Below are 23,208 nucleotides of genomic sequence, written 5' to 3' on the forward strand. Positions count from 1 at the left end.
CATTTCCTTATAAAGAAATATAGTCTTTCTGAAGAAAAAGCATTTGGACTTGATACCAGTAATGTAGTAGTTGAAAAATTTCCACTTATCGTATCACCTGTTCCTGAATTAAATCTTATCAGGGTTAATAAACCAAATAGAATTCGAAATTAATAAGCACAGGAATGTAGAAGATAGTTTGTTAGGGGTTCTTTATAGAAGACCGGCCATATATTGTTTTAAATGATGGCCATTTTTAAATGGAAGAACAATTAGGTGCTACCTTAAATCTTCAAAATCAGGGGTAATTTTTGGCGAAACAACAGCAGGATTCAACTCTTATCTTTGCTAATTATTCTATTTTGATTCCCGTCTTTTAAAGACTCCTGAAATTCTTTTAGAAGGTTATTTTTGTTGCATCTCATCCTGGAGATTACTTTTCTGTTTAATTTATCCACCAGATCCGGATAACAATGTCCTGAATGGCTTTAGAAGTTTAGTTTGTTCATCCCCTGGCCTTCATGCAGTAAGTGCTTTTATACCTTACGTCAATGGTTTTCTGAATGCTTTTGGTAACTTCCAGCAGGGTAAATATTTTTTTGTCGGCGAGGAATTCGGGCATTTGAAAATGAATTGTTATTTGTGAAGTTAGGTTTTCAGCAATATAATAGAAAAAGGAGGTTTAAGGACCGGGAAAGCAGATTTTGTTTCCGTAGTTATTTTCAAGTATCCTCGTTGCAAATGAGAACAGTAGGAGTTGACAGATACGCTCCAGGTATTAGACCAATTTAACTAGTATACCAATTATAGCAGCAATTGCAATTATTGCTGGTTCTTGAATTTTCTTTAAATATATGAGTGCCAGTACACTGCATAAAGCAATGATTGCACTAGGAACATCTACAATAGACCGCATACCGATTACAATAGCGGCTCCGGTTAATGCACCTATCACCGAAGCTGTGATTCCGTCGACGAAAGCTTTTATGGCTGGGTTCTTTGCGATTTTCTTAAATGATGGAGCCAGCACCACGGTGAATAAATAGCAAGGTAAGAAGACCGCAAGAGCGGCAACGAAAGCGCCGGGGAACCCGGCAACGAGGTAACCTATAAAACCGACAGTGATCACGACAGGGCCTGGGGTCACCATGGCTACAGCAACTGCATCAAGAAATTGGTTCTCGGTTAGCCATCCGAATTCTTTGACTACCCCTCCATGAAGAAACGGTACAATTGCTAAACCACTCCCAAATACAAAGGCACCTGCTTTGGTGAAGAATATAGCGATATCCCAAAGCTTATCATCTGCAAATTGCCAAAAGCCCGTTCCCACCAGGAATACCGAAGGAACCAGGGGTGACGGTTTTTTCGTCCAGGCAGGTGGTGCTTTGATAAACATATAAACCAGGCCGGAAGCCAGGAAGAGCAGCACATCTTCACGTTCGGTAACTATCGTGATAATGACTCCGGAGATATAAAGTAACCAAAGGATCCACTTAGAGCGGATAGCCGCAAGTTCGAATTTACTGATGGATTTAATGGTGAGCTTATAGGCGCTCATGGCAATAATGCCGATCACCGCCGCACCTACTCCGTAAAAAACGGCCTGGATCCAGGCAAGACCGCTGTATAGCCGGTAAGCCATTCCTAATAAGACCACCATGATGAATGATGGGATAACGAAGGCAAAACCTGTTAAAGTAGCACCCAACAGACCATAATGTACAAAGCCCATATATATGCCGAGTTGAGCTGCAAGCGGACCCGGGGCAAGCTGTGCAAGCGCCAAACCTTCCCTGTATTCCTCCTCACTTATCCATTGCTTGTTTTCAACAAGGTCACGGTGCATATATCCAACTAAAGCGACCGGACCTCCAAAGCCCCATGTGCCAAGTTTGAGGAAGTATAGACTAAGATCATAAAGCGAATATTTAAGAGGCTCTTTCATTACTTATAGTTAGCGGAAATTGATATTCACTTTTTCTTACAGTGCACTTTTCTTCCGGATCGATAAATCTTGGATAAACCATGGGCAGGCAAGAGGGATAATAATAGGGGAGTTAGCGTGCCATTCCATTTCCTATTCCTCTACTTCTACCAATTGTTTTCCTCCTTAAACTTAGTAATAATTAGTAATGTAGTCTACTAAATCTATAGATTATAGAATAATTAAGCTGAAATAGTTAGTTTAAGAGACTTGTAGCTGATCGAGATCTTGTTGAATTCACTTCCAAAATACAGCTTTATACTACAAAATTGCGGTATTTAAAGAATATTAAACCTTTTTTGGCTATTTGAAAATGTTGTCTTATAATTGTCTACTAAATCAGTAGACTTTATTGTATGTACAGAAATTTACTTTTACTTTTCAACGGATCCGGCTTCTTCGGAGATAGTTTGTGTTGGTGATCGGGTATTCAGCAAGCATCCATCAATCACTCAAACACTAGCTATTAACAAATATGTCAAATCTATCAACTGCCAAAATCCAGGGAGTATTTCGCTCCATTCAAATCGTTCTCAGTTCAATCATTTTAATCATCGTACCGCAGTATGCGCTCGCCCAGGGGAATAACTTTATTGTGATTTCAGGTACAATCATCGAGGATGTGAGCAAATCGCCGATCCCCGGTGTTAGTGTCTCCGTTAAAAATACGGTCAACGGTTCATCTACAAACAACGACGGCACATTCAATCTTAAAACGAAAGCCACCTTCCCGCTCACCCTGGTGGTTTCAAGCCTGGGATTTCAAACCCAGGAGTTTGAAGTTAAGGGCGCGGATTCCCGGTTGAATATTGCTTTGATCACACAGACCCAGTTAGGCCAGGAAGTGGTTGTGACTGCTTCCAGAGTAGAAGAAAGTATTCTTAAATCTCCCGTCGCCATAGAGAAACTCGATATCAAAGCGATTCGGGAATCGCCGGCGCCGAGTTTCTATGACGCCCTGGAAAATGTAAAGGGCGTACAGATGACCACCTCAAGCATCACATTTAAGGTGCCTAATACCCGAGGGTTCAACATTCCCAATAATTTTCGCTTTGTTCAGCTGGTTGACGGCGTGGATATGCAGGCCGGCACTTTAGGTGTTCCGCTCGGAAATTCTATTGGCCCAACTGAACTCGATATCGCAAGCGTAGAGGTTACCCCCGGCGCTGCATCGGCTCTTTATGGCATGAATGCTATCAACGGAATGGCGAATCTCTTAACTAAAAGCCCTTTTTACTACCACGGTTTGAGCCTCTATCAAAAAACCGGACTTAATCAAAGCAACAGCGACGGAAATGAATTAAGTATTCTAACCGAAACGGCTCTGAGATATGCTAAAGCATTCGATAACAGGTTTGCCTTCAAAGTTAATCTGAGTTATTTAAGAGGGACCGACTGGGTTTCGGACACCCGAATAAACCAGAACCCCAATGGTCTGAACACCGCCAATCCGGGTTTTCCGGAATTAGCTGCTGACTTCGACAATCCGGCTTATGACGCATGGAACAAATACGGCGATGACGGAGGAAGTAATGCGGTTACTATTAGCGGCTTAAGTATTCCGGGGCGAACAGGTAATCAAAGTATCATCGTCAGACGAACGGGTTACTATGAAAAAGACCTGGTGAAGCCCTCGGTGGATAATTTGAAATTCGATGCTTCGCTGCATTACCGCTTAACAGAGAATGCTGAACTGTCTTACGGATACCGGACAGGCAGGATGGACGGTGTTTTTCAGCGCGGGAATAAGATCCAGCTGGACAACGTGGTCGTTCAGAATCATAAACTGGAGCTAAAGGGCGCTGATTACTTTATACGAGGCTACGCTTCTATTGAGAACACTGGTGATTCTTACAACCTAAAGCCCCTGGTCGATAACCTGGACATTACCAGCGGGGGCATTAATTCGGTTTGGGGGGCTAAATATAAAATGTCGCTGCAAAACTCTTTAAATGCAAACGTTCCCTTGGCTGAGGCATTAAGAACAGCCAGGGCGGCAGCTGATGCCGGCAGGGCAGAACCGGGAACGCCTTATTTCGAAGAATTGAAGAATACTATTGTAAAGATCAATAACTGGGATCATGATGCAGTATTGCCCGGAACAGGAGCAACTACGACCGGAGGCGCCTGGTTAACTCAAAAAAGCCGGACCTACCATACCGATGCGCAATGGAACCTGTCAAGCAAGATCAAAGTTTTTGATCTGCTGGTTGGCGCTGATGCCCGCATTTATGAAGTGATTCCGGATGGAAATAACTTTGTGGATTTTAGCAGGCCTGTAGCTGACCGGAATAAACCACTTGCGGATGGCAGTTTTGGCGATCATGTTTATTATAAGAAGTTTGGCGGATTCGCCCAGGTAACTAAAACCTTTTTCGCGGAGAAACTTAAGCTTTATGGCTCTTTAAGACTGGATTATAATCCGGAGTTTGATGCAAAGCTTAATCCCCGTATTGCGGCCGTATACACTTTAGCTGAGCGGCATAATTTCAGGGTATCTTTTCAAAACGGCTTCCGTTTCCCGGCTATATTCGAGGCGATCTCCTTTGTTAATAACGGCAATATCAGGCGGGTAGGTGGTTTATCTTACATAAACGAAGGGCTGAATTACCTCGATAATTCCTATACGCTAGCCTCCATAAACACCTTTAATGCTGCGGTAAACAAAGACCTGACCACCGGATTGCCGGCGAATGAAGCGGCTTTAAAAAACCGGAATCTTCTGGAAATAACAAGTCTGGGTGAAACTCGTCCGGAGCGGATAAATTCGTTTGAAGCGGGCTATAAGAGCATACTCCTTGATAATAAGCTGGTGGTGGATATAGACGCTTACATTAATCAGTATGAGGGGTTTTTGGGGCAGGTGGAGGTATCGGTGCCTTACAAGGCGGGTAGTGGGCGGCCACTTAGCCAGGTCACCGTAGGGTCTGATGAGGCAGTAATAGCCATGCTGGCGGCTAATCGCAGTGCTCAACAAACCCGCTACCGGGTATATACCAATGCAAAAAATACGTATAACAACTTTGGATCTTCACTGGGCCTTACGTATAATTTCTATCAGAAATACACCCTCGCGGGTAGTCTGAGCTACAATGATATCTCAGAAAATAAGCAGAGTGACTATTTTGTTACAGGATTCAATACGCCGAATCTTGCGACAAATCTCTCTTTCGGTAACCGTGAGATCGTCAAGAACGTCGGGTTTAATATCGTCTGGAAATGGCAGGATTCCTTTCAATGGGAAAGCCCTTTGGTCAACGGTGCGGTACCTTCATTCAATACATTCGATGCGCAGGTTAGCTATCGTTTTACTCAGGCAAAGGCAATCGTCAAAGCAGGAGGTACTAACATTTTTAACAGGAAGTACTTTCAATATGCGGGCGGACCCACGTTAGGCGGTCTTTACTATATAGCCCTGACGTTTGACGGATTGTTGAAGCAAAATTCAGTGAACAAATAGCTTGCCTTAGAAAGAATTCTCAAAAAAACAGCACATGACATTCAGCAAAGCAGAACATACGGTTGCCAGGGTTGTCCGGCAGGACGAGAAGAGATGGAAAAACATGGCATTTATGAGCCTTGCGCTGTTTTTGTTGCTAATCATCGGTGCAGCGATATTTGAACACCTGGGTGTTGACGTGGTAAAAGATTTAGCAAAAACCCATCTGGATAAGGCTTTCTTTTTCATGGTTTTAGTGGGATTCCTTGCCCAGATGGTGGATGGTGCTTTAGGAATGGGTTATGGTGTAATCTCTACGACACTGCTATTGTCGGGGGGGCTAAACCCGGCCGTTATTTCCGGGAGTATCCATACGGCGGAAATGTTTTCCAGCGGAGCCTCCGGATTCAGCCATTACCGGTTCGGTAACGTTAACAAAAAGCTCTTTAAGACATTGCTCATTCCCGGCGTTCTGGGAGCAATTGCAGGGGCGGTGTTACTAGGCACTTTAGGAGCCAAGTATTCAGATTGGATCAGGCCGTACTGGCCGCCTATACCTTCTTCCTGGGCGTGCGGATTCTGCTCAATGCTTTTAAGAAAGAGGGTAAGCCCACAAAAGTAAAGCGGGCGGGATGGCTTGCCGGTGCCGGGGGATTTTTAGATTCTTTCGGCGGGGGAGGATGGGGACCGCTGGTTACGAGTACTTTGATATCTAAAGGTCGAAGCCCGAAGTATGTGATCGGCTCGGTCAGTTTAACTGAATTCTTTGTAACGATGGCCAGCGCCTTAACATTTTTTGTGATACTAGGCGTGAGTCATCTGGGTACCATCTTGGGCTTAATAGTCGGTGGCATTATCGCAGCACCCCTGGCTGCGGAACTGGCTGGCCGGCTGCCAGTAAAGAAGATGTTTATGGGTGTGGGAGTGATTGTTTTAGTCTCCAGCATCCGTATTATCTGGAACTCTCTTGACAAGGTGTTTTTTAGGTAATAAAAATGTGTTTTCTTAATACCTGCAGATGAAAAGATATATATGATATGAAGGTTTCAATATTTTTAAGTACTATAGTAGAAGATTGTAAATCTCTTGTATAATTTTTGTACATGCATTCCAAACCCTTTAATTCATATTGTACTCTTGCTAACTAAAAAAACAAAATATGCACTAAGGGCCCTAATCGTATTGGTTAAGGCGAAGGATAATAAACCCATGCTGATCTCTGAAATTGCGGCGGTTGGATATTTGCCTAAAAGATTTCTGGAGGGAATACTTTTAGAGATGAAAAGAAAACAACTTCTTGGAAGTAAAATGGGTGCGGGCGGAGGCTATTATCTTTTGCAACCGCCTTCAGAGATTATGGTCAGTACTGTCATCAGGATTCTGGAAGGTCCGATAGCTTTACTTCCCTGTGTAAGCATAAATTTCTACAAGCGCTGTGAAGAATGCCAAAACGAGCGAACCTGCAGTATTCGCGAAATGATGGAAAAGGTAAGGGATGCAACTCTTAAAATCATGGGAACCACCAGTATTGCCGACCTTGCAATAAGGGAAAGGGAATTGACCCTATAAATTAGTAGATTCTTATACTTTCAGCAGTTCCTTCTTAGATCAATTTCTTTTTCAAATTATTTTGTTTAAAAATCACCTCAACTTCCTTTGAGTAGTATAAAATTTTTAGGTTGAAAGAATATCTTAAAAGGTTAAGTTATTGAAGAATCTATCATCAATGAATGTTAGAATATTAATAATCACATATCAGTTGAAAAGGAGAACGTTAAATTAAAGATGGAAATGATCTTTTAAACCCCAAAATCAACTAATTGCAGTTAAGATCTGAAAAAGAACTTAGGAATACGGATGACCAAATCACGACCGTATTAAGTTGTTATCCCCGGGCTCGACCCGGAATCTCTCAGATAATGCATTCATGCATTTGACAATGGGATTTGTCATTCGGCCCGACCGGGATCCTTATTCAAAGTCCTGCACATTTGATAGGGATTGCGGGTTCAGCCCGCAATGACATTTAGAGCTTCAAACGGGTGGTTCTTTATCAATAATATTAGCTTCGCTGAAATTATTGGATTTTATGAAAAGGATAATCACAACGTTTTTTATTTTGGTAAGGATTTTTTTAAACGTTCAGGAATGGACAGCATCAAGTTACCCGGTAATTTCAAAAGGCGACCAATATGGCGATGTTTGAGATTCGTTTCCTATACGCTGTAATTGGTTTATTGCTGTCTTGAAAAAACATTAAAGAAAATTGAGAATAACAATTTTTTTACTAAAATGAAGAAATGGAATTTCTTAAGAAATACAGATCATTTTTTTAAAGGTGGAATTTCTAAGGTTTAAGCATATCTTACAATAGAACTTATTATGAGCAATACAGTCGCGGGGATCAAAATATCCTCGTTTGCAACCAAGGACAATAAGAGGATAGTGTTGGTCCTTCCCGAAATGCTTAAAGGTACTTATGGGGATAAAGTGGATTCGATGATGAAGATAATAATATAGATATTTGTACCCTACTTCTTAATTACATTTGAGTCCTGATTTTTAGATAGTAATGACCCAGCCCTCCATACTTATTGTTGATGATGAAAATAAACTGCGTCAGTTGCTCGGGCGAATTTTACAATTGGAAGGGTATCGTGTTTGGGAAGCTGAAAATGTAAAAGAAGCTTGGAGAATTCTGGAAAGAGAAGAAATTACGTTGGTTTTAAGTGATGTGAAGCTACCCGATGGAAATGGAGTTGAACTTGCCGCTCAAATCAAATTAAAGTTTCCTGCATTAGAAATAATTGTTTTAACGGCTTTTGGAAGTATTGAAGATGGCGTAAAAGCTATTAAAAACGGGGCCTTTGATTATATTATCAAAGGAGATGATAATGATAAAATCATTCCGCTAGTTAGTAAGGCTATTAACAAATCCATTTTACAGCATAAGATTTTCCGGCTTGAAAATAAATTGCGACGGCAGTTTAGTTTTGAAAATATCGTGGGGAATTCCGCAGAGATTAAAGCGGCTATTAATATATCCCGACGGGTTGCGGTGACCGATACCACAGTTTTATTGCTGGGTGAGACAGGAACAGGCAAAGAAGTTTTCGCTCAGGCGATACATCAGGAAAGTCAGCGCCAGTCGCGGTCTTTTGTGGCGGTAAACTGCAGTTCTTTTTTAAGGGAAATTCTGGAAAGTGAATTATTTGGTTACAAAGCAGGAGCTTTTACAGGAGCCTTAAAAGATAAAAAAGGATTATGGGAAGAAGCCGAAGGAGGAACTATTTTCCTGGATGAAATCGCGGAAATGAGTATGGACCTTCAAGCAAAGCTTTTACGCGTGTTAGAGAACGGCGAATATATAAAACTGGGTGATACAAAGACAATGAAGTCGGATGTTCGCATTATTGCAGCCACTAACCGGGATTTAAGCCAGGAAATTGAAAAAGGTACTTTCCGTTCTGATCTGTATTACCGTTTATCAGTTTTCGCCATTAAATTGCCAGCTCTACGTGAGCGAGCGGAAGATATTAGTTTACTGGCAGAGCATTACCTGCGGGAGTTTTCGCATAAAACCAACCGGCAGATAACAGGCATGGATAAAGAATTTTTAATTAAAATATCCAGGTATTCCTGGAAAGGGAATGTCCGGGAACTAAAAAATACCATCGAGCGGGCAGTTATTCTTTCCGATTCTAATACCCTAACGCCCGATCTTCTTCCTATCGAATTTCACATAAATTCGGATTCTCTAAACCGGATGGATCTGGCATCGGTAGAACAAGCACATATTCAAAAAGTGCTGTATTACAGCAAGGGAAATAAGGCTGAAGCTGCCCGGCTTTTGAATATCGGCCTTACTACTTTATATCGAAAAATAGAAGAATATCAATTAGATACCGGCGTTTAAGTTTGTTTTTTTAATATATATAGTTTACCAACAGACTTGCCGGAGGTAATTATATCTAAGTCCGTATTTAATTCCGATAAATCATTTGAAGAGGCCATGATTTCCTGGATTTCTATTTGGTATTGATTGTTATTTATTATTACAGAACCACTTTGGTTGTTAGTGAATATTTTTCTCAATGGTCCGTTGTCATCAGAGAGTTTGGATACTTTAATTCCAATAAATTTCTTTCTGTCAAGATCAAAGAGTTCTATTGCCGAAGGACTGATGAAAATAATTTCAAACAAGTTGTTTATGCCAATTACCGGATCCGGAGATTGTTTTAAAATGGCATCGGTAAACAATTTTTCAACTGTCATGATGGAAGCATTTTCTGCATTCTGTTTTTCCAGGCTTTGTGCCATATTATTAAAAGCTTCAGAAACATCACCAAACTCATCCTTCCTATCAAAGTACAATCTTGTCTTATAATTTTTCCTGCTAATTTCCTCAATACCTTCAGTAATATACCGCAAGGGTTCTTCAAAAAAATCTGCCAGATTGAATACGAAGCTAAAGAGTACTATAAAGGTAATAGCTGATGCAACGCCAAGATAAATCGTGGCTTTTTTTATGGTTTGAGTTGAATTTTGACTTTTCCGTTCAATTGCCGACAAATTGAGTTTTTCAATTTGCCCCACATATTTAAGGACTTCCCGAGCCGCTTCCCTTTGCCGTTGTAAGCCTAAAGAGTTATTTGTTAAGATTCCAAAACTGCGGTTTAAACCTACGACAGCCTCGTTTTCACCTTTTTCTGTTATATTTTTTTGTTCTTTGATTAAAGCAGATTTGAATTTTTCAATTGCATCTGGTGACAAGGGTATATCATTTTCGTCCAACACAGTTCTCATTTGGTTGGTATAATCTAAGGTGGCGTAATTATCTTTAAGAATAACATCATTGCTTTTGGAAATCAATCTTAAATAGAACAATGAAAGGGCTCCAAAAAAGATAACTACAACGAACAGGAACCAAAATCCGGCGTGGAGTTTTTGTTTTAATTTCATTTAGAGCTCTTTAAAGTTGAGGTATTTTTTTGGAACCCAATGGTTTATTGAGTATTCAATTTACTAAATATTTCGCTATTTTTAAAGGAGACTTAGGGAAAACCAGTCAGGCCAGTATGGGAAGATTTGCAGCATTTCATTCTTACTAATATTTAGATCCTTTCATTTTGAAAAAACCCTTTCCATATTGGTAGGGATTATCTTCTATTTTTTTTCATATATCTAACCTTTATTGCCTTATCGGGCTGCTAACAGGCTTTTTAATATTCTGGCATTTCAATAGCATCGGGGCTATAAATAACAAATCAATTGTCCCATGATTAATGACGAACAAATTTGCGAGCTTCTGAAAAACGAAGTTCCGGAAATCAGCAAAGCTTTAAAAGGCAAAGGCAGCAAAAGCTGTATTGCCGGATTAAAATTACTTACTACGCATACCGCCAGATTAATTGAGAAAGGGAGTATAGATGGCGTAAGAAAGTTCTTTTTACTGGCGGAAGAGCTTATAGAAATTGGATCACAACTTGTAAAGTCGGTTCTAACGGTGCAGTTTCTGATAAGTATCTATCCGATGCTTAAAGCCGAGACTGTGCAAACGCAACAATTAAAAGAAATCTTAAAAAGGCGACTATTATGCCAGTACCGTTATTCGGTTAACATGGATAAATGGTAGCCACAAAAAGAAATAAATGGAAACAATCCTATTACTCCTGCTGGTTGCATTTTGCTTCTGGCTTTTTTACAAAACAGTAAACTACTTTGAAAAATTCTAAGTCATGACCGCATTATTAATCGTTGGCATAGCCGTATTTATCTATATGGTGTATGTACTTATCAAACCCGAAAAATTCTAATATGAACCATAACTTTTTACTTGCGGGCCTTACCCTGACAGCTATCTGGCTATTCCCTTAATCAGGCGAATTCTTAAGATATATGTCAGAAAGAATACTGTATCCGACCCTCTATTTATTTAACATCCGGGTATTATTTAAACTCTAAAAAATTTAAACACCACATATGAATACTGAAATTTTAAGTGTTGGATTAACTTTTCTTGTTACCATTCTCCCGGCCATTCCGCTGGGGAGGTACATTTCAAAAGTTTACAAAGGCGAGAAAACCCTGCTTGATCCGGTCCTCAATCCGCTGGATAAATTAATCTTTAAAAGCACGGGGCTTGACGCCAATCGCGAAATGAATTGGAAACAGCATTTATACGCATTGCTTACCGTTAACATGGTTTGGTTTTTTGTAGCCATGTTCCTATTAATGAACCAGGGCTGGCTTCCCTTGAACCCCGACAGCAACCCAAGCATGTCACCTCATCTGGCCTTTAATACCGCTATCAGTTTCCTGGTTAACTGTAATTTGCAGCACTATTCGGGCGAAACAGGGATGTCGTATTTAAGCCAGATCCTGTTTGTTACCTTTTTGCAGTTCGTATCTGCCGCAACCGGTTTAGCCGCTGCCGCCATGGTATTCAATGCGTTAAAAGAACGTACCACCGAAAAACTGGGTAACTTCTACAATAACTTTGTAAAATCGCTTACACGGATTCTGCTTCCGGTTTCGATCGTAGTCGCACTGATCCTGGCGTTTAACGGTACGCCGATGAACTTTCAAGGTAAAGACCAGTTTATTTCTGTTCAGGGCGATACCGTCAATGTTTCCAGAGGTCCTGCTGCCGCTATGATTGCTATCAAGCACGTAGGTACCAATGGCGGAGGATATTTCGGTGTCAACTCAAGCCATCCGCTTGAGAATCCGAATTATCTGACCAACGTGACGGAAATTATTGCCCAGATGATCATTCCCCTGGCCATGGTGTTTGCGATTGGTTTTTACCTGAAACGGAAGAAGTTATCCTGGATGATTTTCGGCGTGATGACTTTGGGGTTCCTGATGCTGGTTATTCCAACTATCTATTCGGAAATACAGGGAAACCCTCAAATACAACAGATGGGCGTTGACCAGCGTGCCGGTGCAATGGAGGGTAAGGAAACCCACATTGGTGCTGCGGCTTCAGCCTACTGGAGTATTGCAACAACCGTAATATCTACCGGTTCCGTCAATTCCATGCATGATAGTTCCATGCCCATATCCGGTATGATGCAATTGCTGGCCATGATGACCAATGCTTTCTATGGGGGTGTTGGTGTGGGGATACTCAATTTTTATGTCTTCATTATTATAGCTGTATTTATTTCCGGATTAATGGTGGGACGCACCCCCGAATTTATGGGCAAAAAAATAGAAGCCCGCGAAATAAAGATCGCCATGATCGTTGCACTGTTCCATCCCTTCTTAATATTGGTTGGAACCGCACTTTCCGCCTATGGGATCACTAATTTAAAGGATATCGCATGGCTCAATAATCCCGGCTTTCATGGCTTTTCAGAAATGCTGTATGAGTTCACCTCATCAGCGGCCAATAACGGCTCCGGTTTCGAAGGCCTGGGCGACAATACTCCATGGTGGAATATATCAACCGGGATAGTTCTTATTCTTGGACGCTTTATCCCGATTATTGGTCCCCTGGCCATAGCAGGCCTGCTGGCCACAAAAAAGAGCATTCCTGAAAGTGCCGGTACTTTAAAAACCGATACCACAACTTTCGGAGTGATGATCTTTGCCGTCATCTTTATTATTACTGCGCTTTCATTTTTCCCTGCCTTAACCCTGGGACCGATAGCAGAATATTTCTCTATCTATTAATAATCATATAAAAATGAGCATTCATAAACGTACAAGTCAAAATTTATTTCAGGGAGACCTGGTAAGAGAGGCTTTAAAGCAATCTTTCGTCAAACTGAATCCTATAATAATGTTCCGTAACCCGGTCATGTTTTGTGTAGAGATCTGCACTGTGATCATGCTGGTTGTTACATTTTTCTCGATCAGCGACAGTAGTCAGGGAAGTTTCGGCTATAATCTGACCGTATTCCTGATCCTGTTTGCCACCTTACTGTTTGCCAACTTTGCCGAGGCCATTGCCGAAGCAAGAGGTAAGGCACAGGCAAACAGTCTGCGCAAGACCCGGGAAGAAACACCGGCCAAGGTAGTCCGCGAAGATGGGGCCATTGAAAAGCGTTCTTCAAGTTCCTTAAAAAAGGGAGATGTTTTCTTATGCGAAACCGGAGATATTATTCCCACCGACGGAGAAATCATTGAGGGTATTGCAACCATTGATGAGAGCGCAATTACAGGAGAATCCGCCCCGGTGATCCGGGAGTCGGGCGGTGATAAATCATCTGTAACGGGTGGAACCAAGGTGCTTTCTGACCAGGTTAAAGTGATAGTAACTACAGAGCCCGGAGAAAGTTTTCTGGATAAAATGATAGCCCTTGTTGAAGGAGCGTCACGCCAGAAAACCCCGAATGAAATCGCCCTGACTATTTTACTGGCTGGTTTTACCCTCGTTTTCATCATTGTTTGTATTACTCTGAAACCCTTCGCTGATTATGCAAACACGCCAATAACTATAGCTGCTTTCATTTCGCTTTTTGTGTGCCTGATTCCCACTACCATTGGTGGCCTACTATCCGCCATTGGTATAGCCGGTATGGATCGTGCTTTAAGGGCGAATGTGATCACTAAATCAGGTAAAGCGGTAGAAACAGCCGGAGACCTGGATGTCTTATTACTGGATAAAACCGGCACCATCACCATTGGTAACCGTAAAGCAACTAATTTTTATCCAAGTGAAGGAGTAAATGCCCAACGTTTTAATGAAGCCTGTGTATTCAGTTCCATTTCCGATGAAACACCAGAAGGTAAATCGATTATCGAACTGGCTAAAAACGGAAATCCGAGTGCAATTTACAAGGCTCCTGCAGGATCCACTTTCATCAAATTTACTGCTGAAACCCGTTCAAGTGGTATCGACACCCCCGAAGGTTCCCGTATCCGCAAAGGCGCATTCGATTCCATTCGTAATATGGTGCTAAAAGCCGGTAATACGGTTCCGGCAGACATTGAAGAGAAGGTTAAAGTAATTGCCTCTAATGGCGGAACGCCATTGGTAGTTTCTGAAAGCGAATATGCTTTAGGAGTGATTGAACTACAGGACATCATCAAACCGGGAATTCAAGAACGATTTGAGCGTTTGCGTAAAATGGGTGTAAAAACGGTGATGGTTACCGGGGATAACCCGCTAACTGCGAAGTATATCGCTGAAAAGGCGGGAGTAGATGATTATATCGCGGAGGCAAAACCGGAAGATAAAATGAATTACATCCGCAATGAGCAGGCGCAGGGTAAATTGGTAGCCATGATGGGCGACGGCACAAACGATGCGCCGGCATTGGCCCAGGCGGATGTGGGGGTAGCCATGAACAGCGGCACGGCGGCGGCTAAAGAAGCCGGTAATATGGTCGATCTGGATAATGATCCGACTAAGCTTATTGAGATCGTAGAGATAGGAAAGCAACTCTTAATGACCCGCGGTACATTGACCACTTTTTCCATTGCTAATGACGTAGCCAAGTACTTTGCCATTGTACCGGCCTTGTTTATTGCTTCGATACCTGCATTGCAGGGATTGAACGTTATGAGGCTGGCAAGCCCCGAAAGTGCCATCCTTTCGGCCATTATCTTCAACGCCATCATTATCCCGATATTGATCCCGCTAGCCCTGAAGGGAGTTGCCTATAAGCCCATTGGTGCAAGTGCATTATTACGCCGAAACCTGTTCATTTACGGTCTTGGGGGTGTTATTGTCCCATTTATTGGTATCAAGCTTATTGATATGATTATCTCATTATTTATTTAAATCATCATGAAACAACATATTTTAACTGCCTTACGCCTGACAGCAATTTGTATCGTAATTTTTTGCGTAGCCTACCCGGCGCTAATCTGGGCTGTAGCCCAGGCAGCTCCCGGCCAGGGAAAGGGTGAAACTATCCTGAAGAACGGAAAAGTGATCGGGTATGAAAAAATAGGACAATCTTTTACTGAAGACCGCTATTTCAACTCACGCCCCTCGGCGGTTTCTTACAATGCGGCAGGTTCCGGGGGCTCTAACAAAGGAGCCTCAAATCCTGATTATTTGAAAGAGGTTCAGGCCAGGATTGATACTTTCCTGGTTCATAATCCGGATGTTAAAATAGAACAAATTCCGGTTGAGTTGATTACAGCTTCAGGCTCCGGTCTTGATCCGCATTTATCTCCAAAAGGAGCTAAAATACAGATTGGCAGGATAGCCAAAATCCGGAATATCAGGATCGAGAAATTGGTGCAACTGGTAGATCAGCATACTGATAAGCCCATCATGGGACCAGATGTCGTTCATATACTAAAACTTAATCTCGCACTCGACGAATTAAAATAATTAAAAATCACTTTGTCCGCTGGCTGTACCAGTTTACTGATATAAAACTTATAAATAAGTAATATAATGAAAAAACCATTTATACTTGCAGCACTCGCTGCTTGTACTATTTTAACTGCGAATGCACAATCTAATCCGCTTACCATTTCAGGTTATGTAGAAGGATACTATGTTCATGATTTTGCAATTCCTGTAAATAATCTACGCCCCTCATTCACTTATAATCATACCCGGCATAATGAAGTTAATCTTAATTTGGGTTTATTAAAAGCCGCTTATGCAACAGATAATGTGCGTGCCAATCTGGGCTTAATGGTAGGAACTTACGCCCAATATAACCTGGCTGCAGAAAGTGAGGTCTTCCGGAATGTGTACGAAGCCAATGTGGGTGTTAAATTAAGCAGGAACTCGGACTTTTGGCTGGATGCCGGTATATTTGCCTCCCATATTGGATGGGAAAGTGCAATTGGTAAGGATAACTGGACCTTAACGCGTAGTATTGCTGCCGAAAACTCTCCTTATTATGAAGCCGGCGCCAAAGTCAGCTATACTACAACAGATAATAAATTGTCCCTTTCAGGAATGGTATTAAACGGATGGCAGCGCATTCAGCGGCCGGATGGAAACCGTTCTGCTGCTTTTGGTACCCAGGTTACCTATAAACCCAGCGCTTCAGTTACTCTGAATTCCAGTACCTTTATTGGTAATGATAAACCGGAAGTGAGCCGCCAATACCGATACTTTCATAACTTTTATGGTATTTTCCAGTTGAATGAGCAGGTTGGATTAATTCTGGGTTTTGATGCCGGAGCTGAGCAAACATCTAAGGAGTCCGACGATCACAACACCTGGTATTCACCGGCAGCCATACTACGCTACAAGCCTTCTGAAAAAGTATCGCTGGCGGGTCGTACCGAATATTACAGTGATGAGAATGGAGTAATCGTTTCAACCGGAACACCCAACGGATTTAAAACCTGGGGTTATTCAGCCAATGTTGATTACAGTCCGTATCAAAACATGGTGTTCAGACTGGAAGGTAAAGTGTATGATAGCAAGGATGCGATTTTCACTAATGATAACAGCATTCCATCAAATAGTAACTCGGCCATAACTGCCGCGATAGCAGTTAGTTTCTAAGATTTGTATTTTAACCGAATAATGGCAGACAATAGCGAATCAGCCCAACATTTTCTGGATCTTATCCAGCAAAGCAAGAGAGGTAAGTTTAAGATCTACATCGGCATGAGTGCAGGTGTAGGTAAAACTTTCCGGATGCTGCAGGAAGCGCATACCATGCTCAGAAATGGCATCGATGTAAAAATAGGTTACGTTGAAACCCATGGCCGGGCCGAAACTGAAGTTTTGATTCAGGGTTTGCCTGTTATTCCCCGGAGAAAATTATTCTATAAAGGGAAAGAGCTGGAGGAAATGGATGTTCAGACAATCATTAACATTCATCCTGAAGTAGTGATTGTGGATGAGCTGGCTCACAGCAATATTGAGGGCAGCAAAAATGAAAAGCGCTGGCAGGATGTTGTTGATATACTGAATGCAGGGATCAATGTTATCAGTGCGGTAAATATTCAACATCTGGAAAGTTTAAACGAGGATGTTGAAGCGATTACAAGGGTTTCCATAACCGAGCGGATTCCTGATAAGATCCTGGAGATGGCTGATGAGGTGGTCAATATTGACCTAACATCCGACGAGCTTATTACACGGTTAAAAGAAGGGAAAATTTACGAACAAACCAAAATTGAAAGAGCCTTAGGAAATTTTTTTCAGCCTGAGCGGATACTTCAGCTCAGGGAATTAGCTTTAAAAGAAGTTGCTCACCAGGTGGAACGTAAAGTAGATATTGAAGTTCCCAAGAATATTAAATTAAGAAGTGAGCGCTTTCTGGCATGCATCAGTTCTAATGATAAAATTGCAAGAACCGTGATCCGTAAAACGGCTCGTCTGGCTTCCTATTACAATTCTAAGTGGTGTGTATTATATGTTCAAACCGGACGGGAGTCGGGGGATCGCATCAAACTCGATAAACAAAGGCATTTGATCAATAATTTAAAAATGGCAACGGAACTAGGTGCAGAGGTAATTAAAATTAAAGGTGATAACATTACCAAAACGATCATGGAAGTAGCGGAGCAAAAGGAAATTACGACTATTTGTATAGGAAAACCGCATATGGGTTTGTTTGAGGTAATACTAAGCACTGCCATATTTAGTCAGCTCCTGAAAAAACTCTCCTCTTCTGATATAGATTTAGTTATACTTTCCTAATAATGGAGAAGTGCTAACGCATTTCTGTAGTAAATACGAATACCAATGAAAATTAAAACAAAATTAAGGCTGGGAGTAGGATTATTGTTCGGCCTTACATTAATCGTATGTGTTTTAGCCACCTACTACCTTAATCGTCTTTCCGGGGATGCCAACGCCGTATTGAAAGATAATTATGAAAGCCTTCAGTATACTCATAATATGGCGAATGTGATTGATAATGATCGTCTCCGCTTGGATGAAAGTAACATTAAAGCCTTTGAACGTAATTTAAAAGCCCAAGAGCAAAACATTACAGAAGCAGGGGAGGCAGAGCAAACTCAAATTATCCGTGATCAGTTTAAACAGCTTCAAAATAAAGGGTCTGAAGATGCTCAGATAAGCCAGGCGAAGCTGGAGATCAAGAAAGCCCTCGGCAATGTCAATGCTGTTAATATGCAGGCTATTTACGATAAGAATAAAATTGTGTTGAATACCGTAAAAAATGCGAATATGTATTTAGCATTCATTGCTACCTTATGCCTGCTTATCGGCTTTACTTTTATTGTTAATTTCCCGGGCTATATAGCAAATCCAATACACGAACTTACTGAGGGTATTAAAGCGATAGCTGATAAAAATTATAAGCAACGACTTGAGTTTAAATCCAATGATGAATTTGGCGATTTAGCTACTGCTTTTAATACTATGGCCCGCAAACTGGATGAGTATGAAAGCAGCAATTTGTCAAAAATCCTGTTTGAAAAGAGCCGTATTGAGGCTATTATTGACCAGATGAGTGATGCCATCATCGGATTGGATGAAAAAAAGCAAATCATATTCTGTAATCCGATGGCCAGCCTATTATTAGGAATTTCCGCCCAAAAGCTAATTGGAAATTATGCCCCGGATATAGCTCTGCATAATGATCTGTTAAGAAACTTGTTAACCGAACAACCAAAAAAAGAATTAAAAATTTATGCTGATTATAAGGAGAGTTATTTTACTAAAGATGTAATAGAAGTTATATCCAATGATCAAGTCATTGGACGAGTAATCGTACTTAAAAATGTCACTGGTTTCCATGAGTTGGATGAAGCTAAAACTAATTTTATTGCAACTATTTCCCATGAGCTTAAGACACCTATTGCATCAATAAAAATGAGTTTAAAACTGCTTGAAGATAAACGTATTGGAGCTATAAATGCTGAACAGGATCAACTGATCAAGCACATTAGTGATGATGCCAACAGGCTTTTAAAAATAACGGGTGAATTACTTGATCTGGCCCAGCTAGAAACCGGGAATATTCAGCTGAATTTTGCAGCTGCCAAGCCTTCTGAAATTGTTGAGTATGCGATTAATGCTGTTCAATTTCAGGCAGAGCAAAAATCCATCCTCCTGGAACTTGATACAGACCCAAAGTTGCCTGAAGTTCAGGCTGATGTTGAAAAAACTGCTTGGGTACTTGTAAATTTTTTATCGAATGCGTTACGCTATAGTGCGGAAAAATCAAAAGTGATTATTGGAGTTCACAGGAAAAACGAGCTGGTAGAATTTTCTGTGAAGGATTTTGGAAGCGGAATTGAAGAGAAATATCAGAAACGCTTATTTGAACGATATTACCAAGTGCCTACTAATGGCAGAGGAAAGTTCGGGACAGGTTTGGGGTTGTCGATTTCTAAGGATTTTATTGAGGCTCAGCATGGTGAAATTTTCGTCGAAAGCGAATTGGGGGAAGGAAGCAAATTTGGCTTCTGCTTGCCAGTCACCCAAACAGAATAATAGACTAGCAAATTTTCATTAGTTCTAAATATTCTTCCTCATCACCTACTTTTTTAAGGGGATAAGCATCTAAAAATTCATCCGGTACCGGGCTTAGGGCATTTTTGCTTTCCTGGTAAGATAAGTCAGTATCGAGCCAGACTTTTACGGTTTCGGTGGTTAGGAATGCGGGCATCAGGCCTTTGGTGTTGTGGATTCCGGCCATTAGCGAGTTTGCCGGAAGGGTGATGATGGTGCAGCTCGGGATTAATTCCCCGGTTTCTTTGTTAGCCCATGCGGACCATAATCCGGCCATGTAGGTGAAACGGCTGTTTTTTGCTTTGATCAGGTGGGGATGTGATCCTTTCTTTTTTATGGGATCATCGTATTGCCATTCGTAGAATCCATCCGTAATTACCACGCAATGTCTTTTTCCCAACAGAGGCTTCCAGAGATTGGATTCTTCCAGTCGCTCGATGGTGGCGTAATACGGGGATTGGGGGTGATTTTTCCATTAAGGGTTTGGACGAATGTAGTCTGCTTATACAAGCAGGTAATACCTAAAAGATTTTTATGGGTTTTTTCAATCCGGGTGATCAGATCTTCCACTTGCTGGTAAAGCATCTGGTTCTTCAACCGCTGTTTGACCTGCTGTTTTTTCTGATCCCAAAGTACTGAAGGGATTAGCAATCTGGTGCTGAATTCAAATGGTTTTTGACCTGGCCGGATGATCTTGGCATACAGCGGTCCTTTTCCCTGGCAATCGATCTGAGATTTTTTAAGGAAGAGGTAAATGGTAAATTGTTTTACGGGCTCCATAAGCTTTGAGGTTTAGGGCACCCATCAACAAATCGATAAAAACTATGGCGAGTAATAGTATGGAATATTGATGACAAATAATTTTGCCATAAATTTTGCCATAAATTTTGCCATAAATAGAATGATTGGAATGCCGTTTATTAAATAGCTAAAAAAACAAAACCCTCTTTCTGATATAGAAAGAGGGTTTTTGCTACCGGATGTATTCCGTATCGTCGGGATGGCAGGATTCGAACCTGCGACCTCCTGGTCCCAAACCAGGCGCGATACCGGGCTACGCTACATCCCGAACTTTTCATTTGACATTGTGTATAAAACTCTGTCGTTTGAAGGTCTGCAAAGATAGTATTTCTGCAGTGACTGTCAAATATATTTAAAAATATATTTTCAGCGGAGAGAGAGGGATTCGAACCCTCGGTACCGTTGCCAGTACGTCAGTTTAGCAAACTGATCCTTTCGGCCACTCAGGCATCTCTCCAATTCAAAATTACGACCCTTTTGGGGTCTGCAAATATAGTAAATCAGTAATGCCTTCAAAAAATATTTTCATTTATCCAGAACATATTCGATTCGGACATGGTAAATCCCCATCAGCATAGTCTTAAAGATCAATTTTATGGTATCAATGTCTTTTAAAGTGATATTACTGTCGGTTAATTGATGCTGATCCAATTTATACTCTATAATGCGGTCTACCAGATCGCTAATGCTTTGCCCGTCAGGTTCTTTGAGACTTCGTGAAGCTGCCTCCACTGAATCTGCGAGCATCAGAACGGCTGTTTCTTTAGAAAAAGGAATTGGGCCGGGATAGCGGAAAATATTCTCATCCACGAATTTTTCGGGGAAATTCTTCAAAAAACTCTGGTAAAAATAATCTACCCGTGTATTGCCATGATGCGTACGGATAAAGTCGATAAGCATTTCCGGAAGATGATGGCGCCGGGCATTTTCTACCCCTTTATTTACATGCTGAATAATGATCTGCGCACTTTGCTCATAGGATAATGTATCATGAGGGTTAGCACCTTTATTTTGGTTCTCAATAAAATACTGAGGATTGTCCATTTTACCTATGTCGTGATACAAGGCACCGGCCCTAACCAGCAATGAATTTCCTCCGATCTTAAAAATTGCAGCCTCCGCAAGGTTTGCTACCTGAAGAGAGTGCTGAAAAGTCCCAGGAGCTTTAAAAGCCAAATCTCTTAGAAGTTTTGTATTTGTATTGGTTAACTCCATCAGTGTGACATCTGAGGTGATGCCAAACATCCGCTCGAATGCATAAATTAATGGATAGGCTAAAAGGGTGAGAAGCACGCTGAAAATAAAAGGAACAAAATTAAGCCATTCTATTACCTGCAGTGAGCCATCCCTGATCAGGGAAATTCCTAAGAATGTTACAAAATAGTTGCTGAGGATTAGTAATGCCGAGACAAGGAACTGTTCCCTTTTGATCAGGTTTTTGATGCTGTAAATAGCAACCATTCCTGATGTGATCTGTATAAAAGCAAATTCAAAGCTGTTGGGAACAAAAAAACCTGCAATTAGAACCACCAGTAAATGAATATTTAGTGCCAGACGAGTGTCGAATAATATCCTTATGATAATTGGAACAATGCAATAAGGGATATAATATAAGCTGGGAATGCTCAGGCGGATGGAATAGGATAAAACCAGCAGCATTCCGGTTATAACCATCAATATCAATGAGAGCTGACGGTTATCCATGTAAATATCCCTTCTGAAGAGATAAAGAAATGCCATTAGCAAGGACAAAACCAAGCCGACCAATAAAAACTGACCAAATAATACAAGTTTGCTGTTACCGCCAACTTTTGCATCTTCTTCATAAGCTGCTTTCAGGGATTCCAGCTTTTGATAAATTTCGCTGTTCACGTTGATGCCGTTGGCTACGATCAACTCGCCTTTTTGAACCATTCCCCGGGTTGTTGAGATACTGGTTAAAGCATCTGCCTCCAGTTTATTACTGATGCGCTCATCATAAATGTAATTCGCCTGTAAGTGACCTTTTAATAATTTAATCAGCCAGTTCCTGATTTCAGGATTTGCAATAGATTTAAATTGCTCATCGATATATTTTTCTGCGGTATTTACCGTGAAAACATCGATGCTATTGAGTGTAGCTGAAACATTATTTTTAACCAGACTGAAATTATAGTTTGGATCATCATCTTTCTGGTATTTTTTTACAGTATTAATTATACCTCTTTGATAGATTTTTTTTAGTGTATTAGTTCCCAGAATCTGATATTTATTTTTTTCAGAATCGATTCCTCCGGAATCTTTCCATTTGGTTTCAAATTCGGTTTTAAAATTCTCAAAAACATTCGCTACAACCTCTTCATTGTTCTGATAGACCGGAAGGACAGCTTTTAAAATTTCTTTTCTATCTTTTTCTATTTCTGAATTGGTTTTTTTTATTGCGAAATTGTAAGGAGAAACCAGATCCTTTTGCATCCATTTTTTACCTTTTTCGTATTCAAACCTGAACCGGGCTTGTTTGGGTAAAACCATGGTTATAATCAGAACGCTCAAAGCAAGCAGCAAAAACTTCAGGCTTGTAGAATATTTTCTATAAATAATAAGGTGTGAATTTCTTTTAAGTCTGGCCACGTTTATTCGATTTCTCCAAATTTAATA

At 41.0% G+C, this 23,208-nt stretch carries 18 protein-coding genes and 2 tRNA genes; 13 read left to right on the forward strand and 7 right to left on the reverse strand.

What is annotated here, in order from left to right:
* Positions 1 to 757: 757 nt before the first annotated feature.
* Positions 758 to 1,927: a chromate transporter gene (locus G521_RS0112085; RefSeq protein WP_026898773.1), complete on the reverse strand. Its 1,170-nt coding sequence runs from the start codon at positions 1,925 to 1,927 to the stop codon at positions 758 to 760.
* A 514-nt stretch (positions 1,928 to 2,441) separates the two neighbouring features.
* On the opposite strand from G521_RS0112085, the gene G521_RS0112090 reads away from it, so the two are divergent.
* The 5 genes from G521_RS0112090 (at position 2,442) to G521_RS0112115 (ending at position 9,321) form a co-directional block, all read left to right on the forward strand.
* The gene (locus tag G521_RS0112090) at positions 2,442 to 5,426 is read left to right on the forward strand and encodes a TonB-dependent receptor (RefSeq protein WP_051189727.1); all 2,985 of its coding nucleotides are present in this window, start codon (positions 2,442 to 2,444) and stop codon (positions 5,424 to 5,426) included.
* A gap of 34 nt (positions 5,427 to 5,460) precedes the next feature.
* The gene (locus G521_RS18370; RefSeq protein WP_245580867.1) at positions 5,461 to 6,027 is read left to right on the forward strand and encodes a sulfite exporter TauE/SafE family protein; all 567 of its coding nucleotides are present in this window, start codon (positions 5,461 to 5,463) and stop codon (positions 6,025 to 6,027) included.
* Positions 5,976 to 6,395, forward strand: coding sequence for a sulfite exporter TauE/SafE family protein (locus G521_RS18435; protein ID WP_262496287.1), 420 nt, complete (start codon positions 5,976 to 5,978; stop codon positions 6,393 to 6,395). Before G521_RS18370 ends, G521_RS18435 begins: the two co-directional genes overlap by 52 nt.
* A 147-nt stretch (positions 6,396 to 6,542) precedes the next feature.
* Entirely contained in the window at positions 6,543 to 6,974 is a 432-nt protein-coding gene (locus tag G521_RS0112100) for an RrF2 family transcriptional regulator (RefSeq protein ID WP_026898775.1), read from the forward strand.
* Between the two features lie 1,003 nt (positions 6,975 to 7,977).
* On the forward strand, positions 7,978 to 9,321 hold the full coding sequence (locus tag G521_RS0112115) for a sigma-54-dependent transcriptional regulator (RefSeq protein ID WP_026898776.1): 1,344 nt from the start codon (positions 7,978 to 7,980) through the stop codon (positions 9,319 to 9,321).
* On the opposite strand, the gene G521_RS17145 is transcribed toward G521_RS0112115, so the two are convergent.
* Positions 9,318 to 10,367 carry a PAS domain-containing protein gene (locus G521_RS17145; protein WP_051189728.1) on the reverse strand — a complete coding sequence of 350 codons (1,050 nt, stop codon included), beginning with the start codon at positions 10,365 to 10,367 and terminating at the stop codon, positions 9,318 to 9,320. The genes G521_RS0112115 and G521_RS17145 overlap by 4 nt on opposite strands.
* A 316-nt stretch (positions 10,368 to 10,683) precedes the next feature.
* Here G521_RS17145 and G521_RS0112130 point away from each other — a divergent pair, with 316 nt between their 5' ends.
* From G521_RS0112130 to G521_RS0112160, 8 genes are all read left to right on the forward strand, one after another.
* A complete protein-coding gene (locus G521_RS0112130; RefSeq protein ID WP_026898777.1) occupies positions 10,684 to 11,040 on the forward strand; it encodes a DUF7674 family protein in 357 nt (118 codons plus the stop codon).
* Positions 11,041 to 11,143: 103 nt separating this feature from the next.
* The gene (gene kdpF / locus G521_RS18515) at positions 11,144 to 11,221 is read left to right on the forward strand and encodes a K(+)-transporting ATPase subunit F (RefSeq protein WP_081675079.1); all 78 of its coding nucleotides are present in this window, start codon (positions 11,144 to 11,146) and stop codon (positions 11,219 to 11,221) included.
* A 166-nt stretch (positions 11,222 to 11,387) separates the two neighbouring features.
* Positions 11,388 to 13,085 (forward strand): potassium-transporting ATPase subunit KdpA, encoded by a 1,698-nt coding sequence (gene kdpA, locus G521_RS0112135; RefSeq protein ID WP_026898778.1) that lies wholly within the window; start codon positions 11,388 to 11,390, stop codon positions 13,083 to 13,085.
* A gap of 13 nt (positions 13,086 to 13,098) precedes the next feature.
* A complete protein-coding gene (gene kdpB / locus G521_RS0112140) occupies positions 13,099 to 15,141 on the forward strand; it encodes a potassium-transporting ATPase subunit KdpB (RefSeq protein ID WP_026898779.1) in 2,043 nt (680 codons plus the stop codon).
* A 6-nt stretch (positions 15,142 to 15,147) separates the two neighbouring features.
* Positions 15,148 to 15,702: a K(+)-transporting ATPase subunit C gene (locus G521_RS0112145; protein ID WP_026898780.1), complete on the forward strand. Its 555-nt coding sequence runs from the start codon at positions 15,148 to 15,150 to the stop codon at positions 15,700 to 15,702.
* A gap of 66 nt (positions 15,703 to 15,768) precedes the next feature.
* Positions 15,769 to 16,842 (forward strand): porin, encoded by a 1,074-nt coding sequence (locus G521_RS0112150; protein ID WP_026898781.1) that lies wholly within the window; start codon positions 15,769 to 15,771, stop codon positions 16,840 to 16,842.
* A gap of 21 nt (positions 16,843 to 16,863) precedes the next feature.
* Positions 16,864 to 17,988 carry a histidine kinase gene (locus G521_RS0112155; protein WP_026898782.1) on the forward strand — a complete coding sequence of 375 codons (1,125 nt, stop codon included), beginning with the start codon at positions 16,864 to 16,866 and terminating at the stop codon, positions 17,986 to 17,988.
* A gap of 45 nt (positions 17,989 to 18,033) precedes the next feature.
* Entirely contained in the window at positions 18,034 to 19,752 is a 1,719-nt protein-coding gene (locus G521_RS0112160; protein ID WP_026898783.1) for a HAMP domain-containing sensor histidine kinase, read from the forward strand.
* Positions 19,753 to 19,756: 4 nt separating this feature from the next.
* Here the strand turns inward: G521_RS0112160 and G521_RS17150 are convergent, their stop codons facing one another.
* From G521_RS17150 to G521_RS0112185, 5 genes are all read right to left on the reverse strand, one after another.
* Entirely contained in the window at positions 19,757 to 20,170 is a 414-nt protein-coding gene (locus G521_RS17150; protein ID WP_245580868.1) for an SOS response-associated peptidase, read from the reverse strand.
* Entirely contained in the window at positions 20,146 to 20,550 is a 405-nt protein-coding gene (locus tag G521_RS0112170; protein ID WP_026898784.1) for an Arm DNA-binding domain-containing protein, read from the reverse strand. The genes G521_RS17150 and G521_RS0112170 overlap by 25 nt, the downstream gene beginning before the upstream one ends.
* 215 nt (positions 20,551 to 20,765) lie before the next feature.
* Positions 20,766 to 20,839 (reverse strand) — tRNA-Pro (locus G521_RS0112175).
* A 102-nt stretch (positions 20,840 to 20,941) separates the two neighbouring features.
* Positions 20,942 to 21,028, reverse strand: a tRNA-Ser gene (locus G521_RS0112180).
* A 68-nt stretch (positions 21,029 to 21,096) separates the two neighbouring features.
* On the reverse strand, positions 21,097 to 23,181 hold the full coding sequence (locus G521_RS0112185) for an HD family phosphohydrolase (RefSeq protein ID WP_051189730.1): 2,085 nt from the start codon (positions 23,179 to 23,181) through the stop codon (positions 21,097 to 21,099).
* Positions 23,182 to 23,208: the final 27 nt, after the last annotated feature.

The organism is Daejeonella oryzae DSM 19973 (genome assembly GCF_000422945.1).
Lineage (GTDB): Bacteria > Bacteroidota > Bacteroidia > Sphingobacteriales > Sphingobacteriaceae > Daejeonella > Daejeonella oryzae.

Coding starts and splice junctions, on each gene's coding strand:
- G521_RS0112090 (WP_051189727.1), top strand. CDS start 2,442: ATGTCAAATCTATCAACTGCCAAAATCCAGGGAGTATTTCGCTCCATT.
- G521_RS0112170 (WP_026898784.1), bottom strand. CDS start 20,550: ATGGAGCCCGTAAAACAATTTACCATTTACCTCTTCCTTAAAAAATCT.
- G521_RS0112085 (WP_026898773.1), bottom strand. CDS start 1,927: ATGAAAGAGCCTCTTAAATATTCGCTTTATGATCTTAGTCTATACTTC.
- kdpF (WP_081675079.1), top strand. CDS start 11,144: ATGACCGCATTATTAATCGTTGGCATAGCCGTATTTATCTATATGGTG.
- G521_RS0112160 (WP_026898783.1), top strand. CDS start 18,034: ATGAAAATTAAAACAAAATTAAGGCTGGGAGTAGGATTATTGTTCGGC.
- G521_RS0112150 (WP_026898781.1), top strand. CDS start 15,769: ATGAAAAAACCATTTATACTTGCAGCACTCGCTGCTTGTACTATTTTA.
- G521_RS0112115 (WP_026898776.1), top strand. CDS start 7,978: ATGACCCAGCCCTCCATACTTATTGTTGATGATGAAAATAAACTGCGT.
- G521_RS0112145 (WP_026898780.1), top strand. CDS start 15,148: ATGAAACAACATATTTTAACTGCCTTACGCCTGACAGCAATTTGTATC.
- kdpA (WP_026898778.1), top strand. CDS start 11,388: ATGAATACTGAAATTTTAAGTGTTGGATTAACTTTTCTTGTTACCATT.
- G521_RS0112130 (WP_026898777.1), top strand. CDS start 10,684: ATGATTAATGACGAACAAATTTGCGAGCTTCTGAAAAACGAAGTTCCG.
- kdpB (WP_026898779.1), top strand. CDS start 13,099: ATGAGCATTCATAAACGTACAAGTCAAAATTTATTTCAGGGAGACCTG.
- G521_RS0112155 (WP_026898782.1), top strand. CDS start 16,864: ATGGCAGACAATAGCGAATCAGCCCAACATTTTCTGGATCTTATCCAG.
- G521_RS17145 (WP_051189728.1), bottom strand. CDS start 10,367: ATGAAATTAAAACAAAAACTCCACGCCGGATTTTGGTTCCTGTTCGTT.
- G521_RS18370 (WP_245580867.1), top strand. CDS start 5,461: ATGACATTCAGCAAAGCAGAACATACGGTTGCCAGGGTTGTCCGGCAG.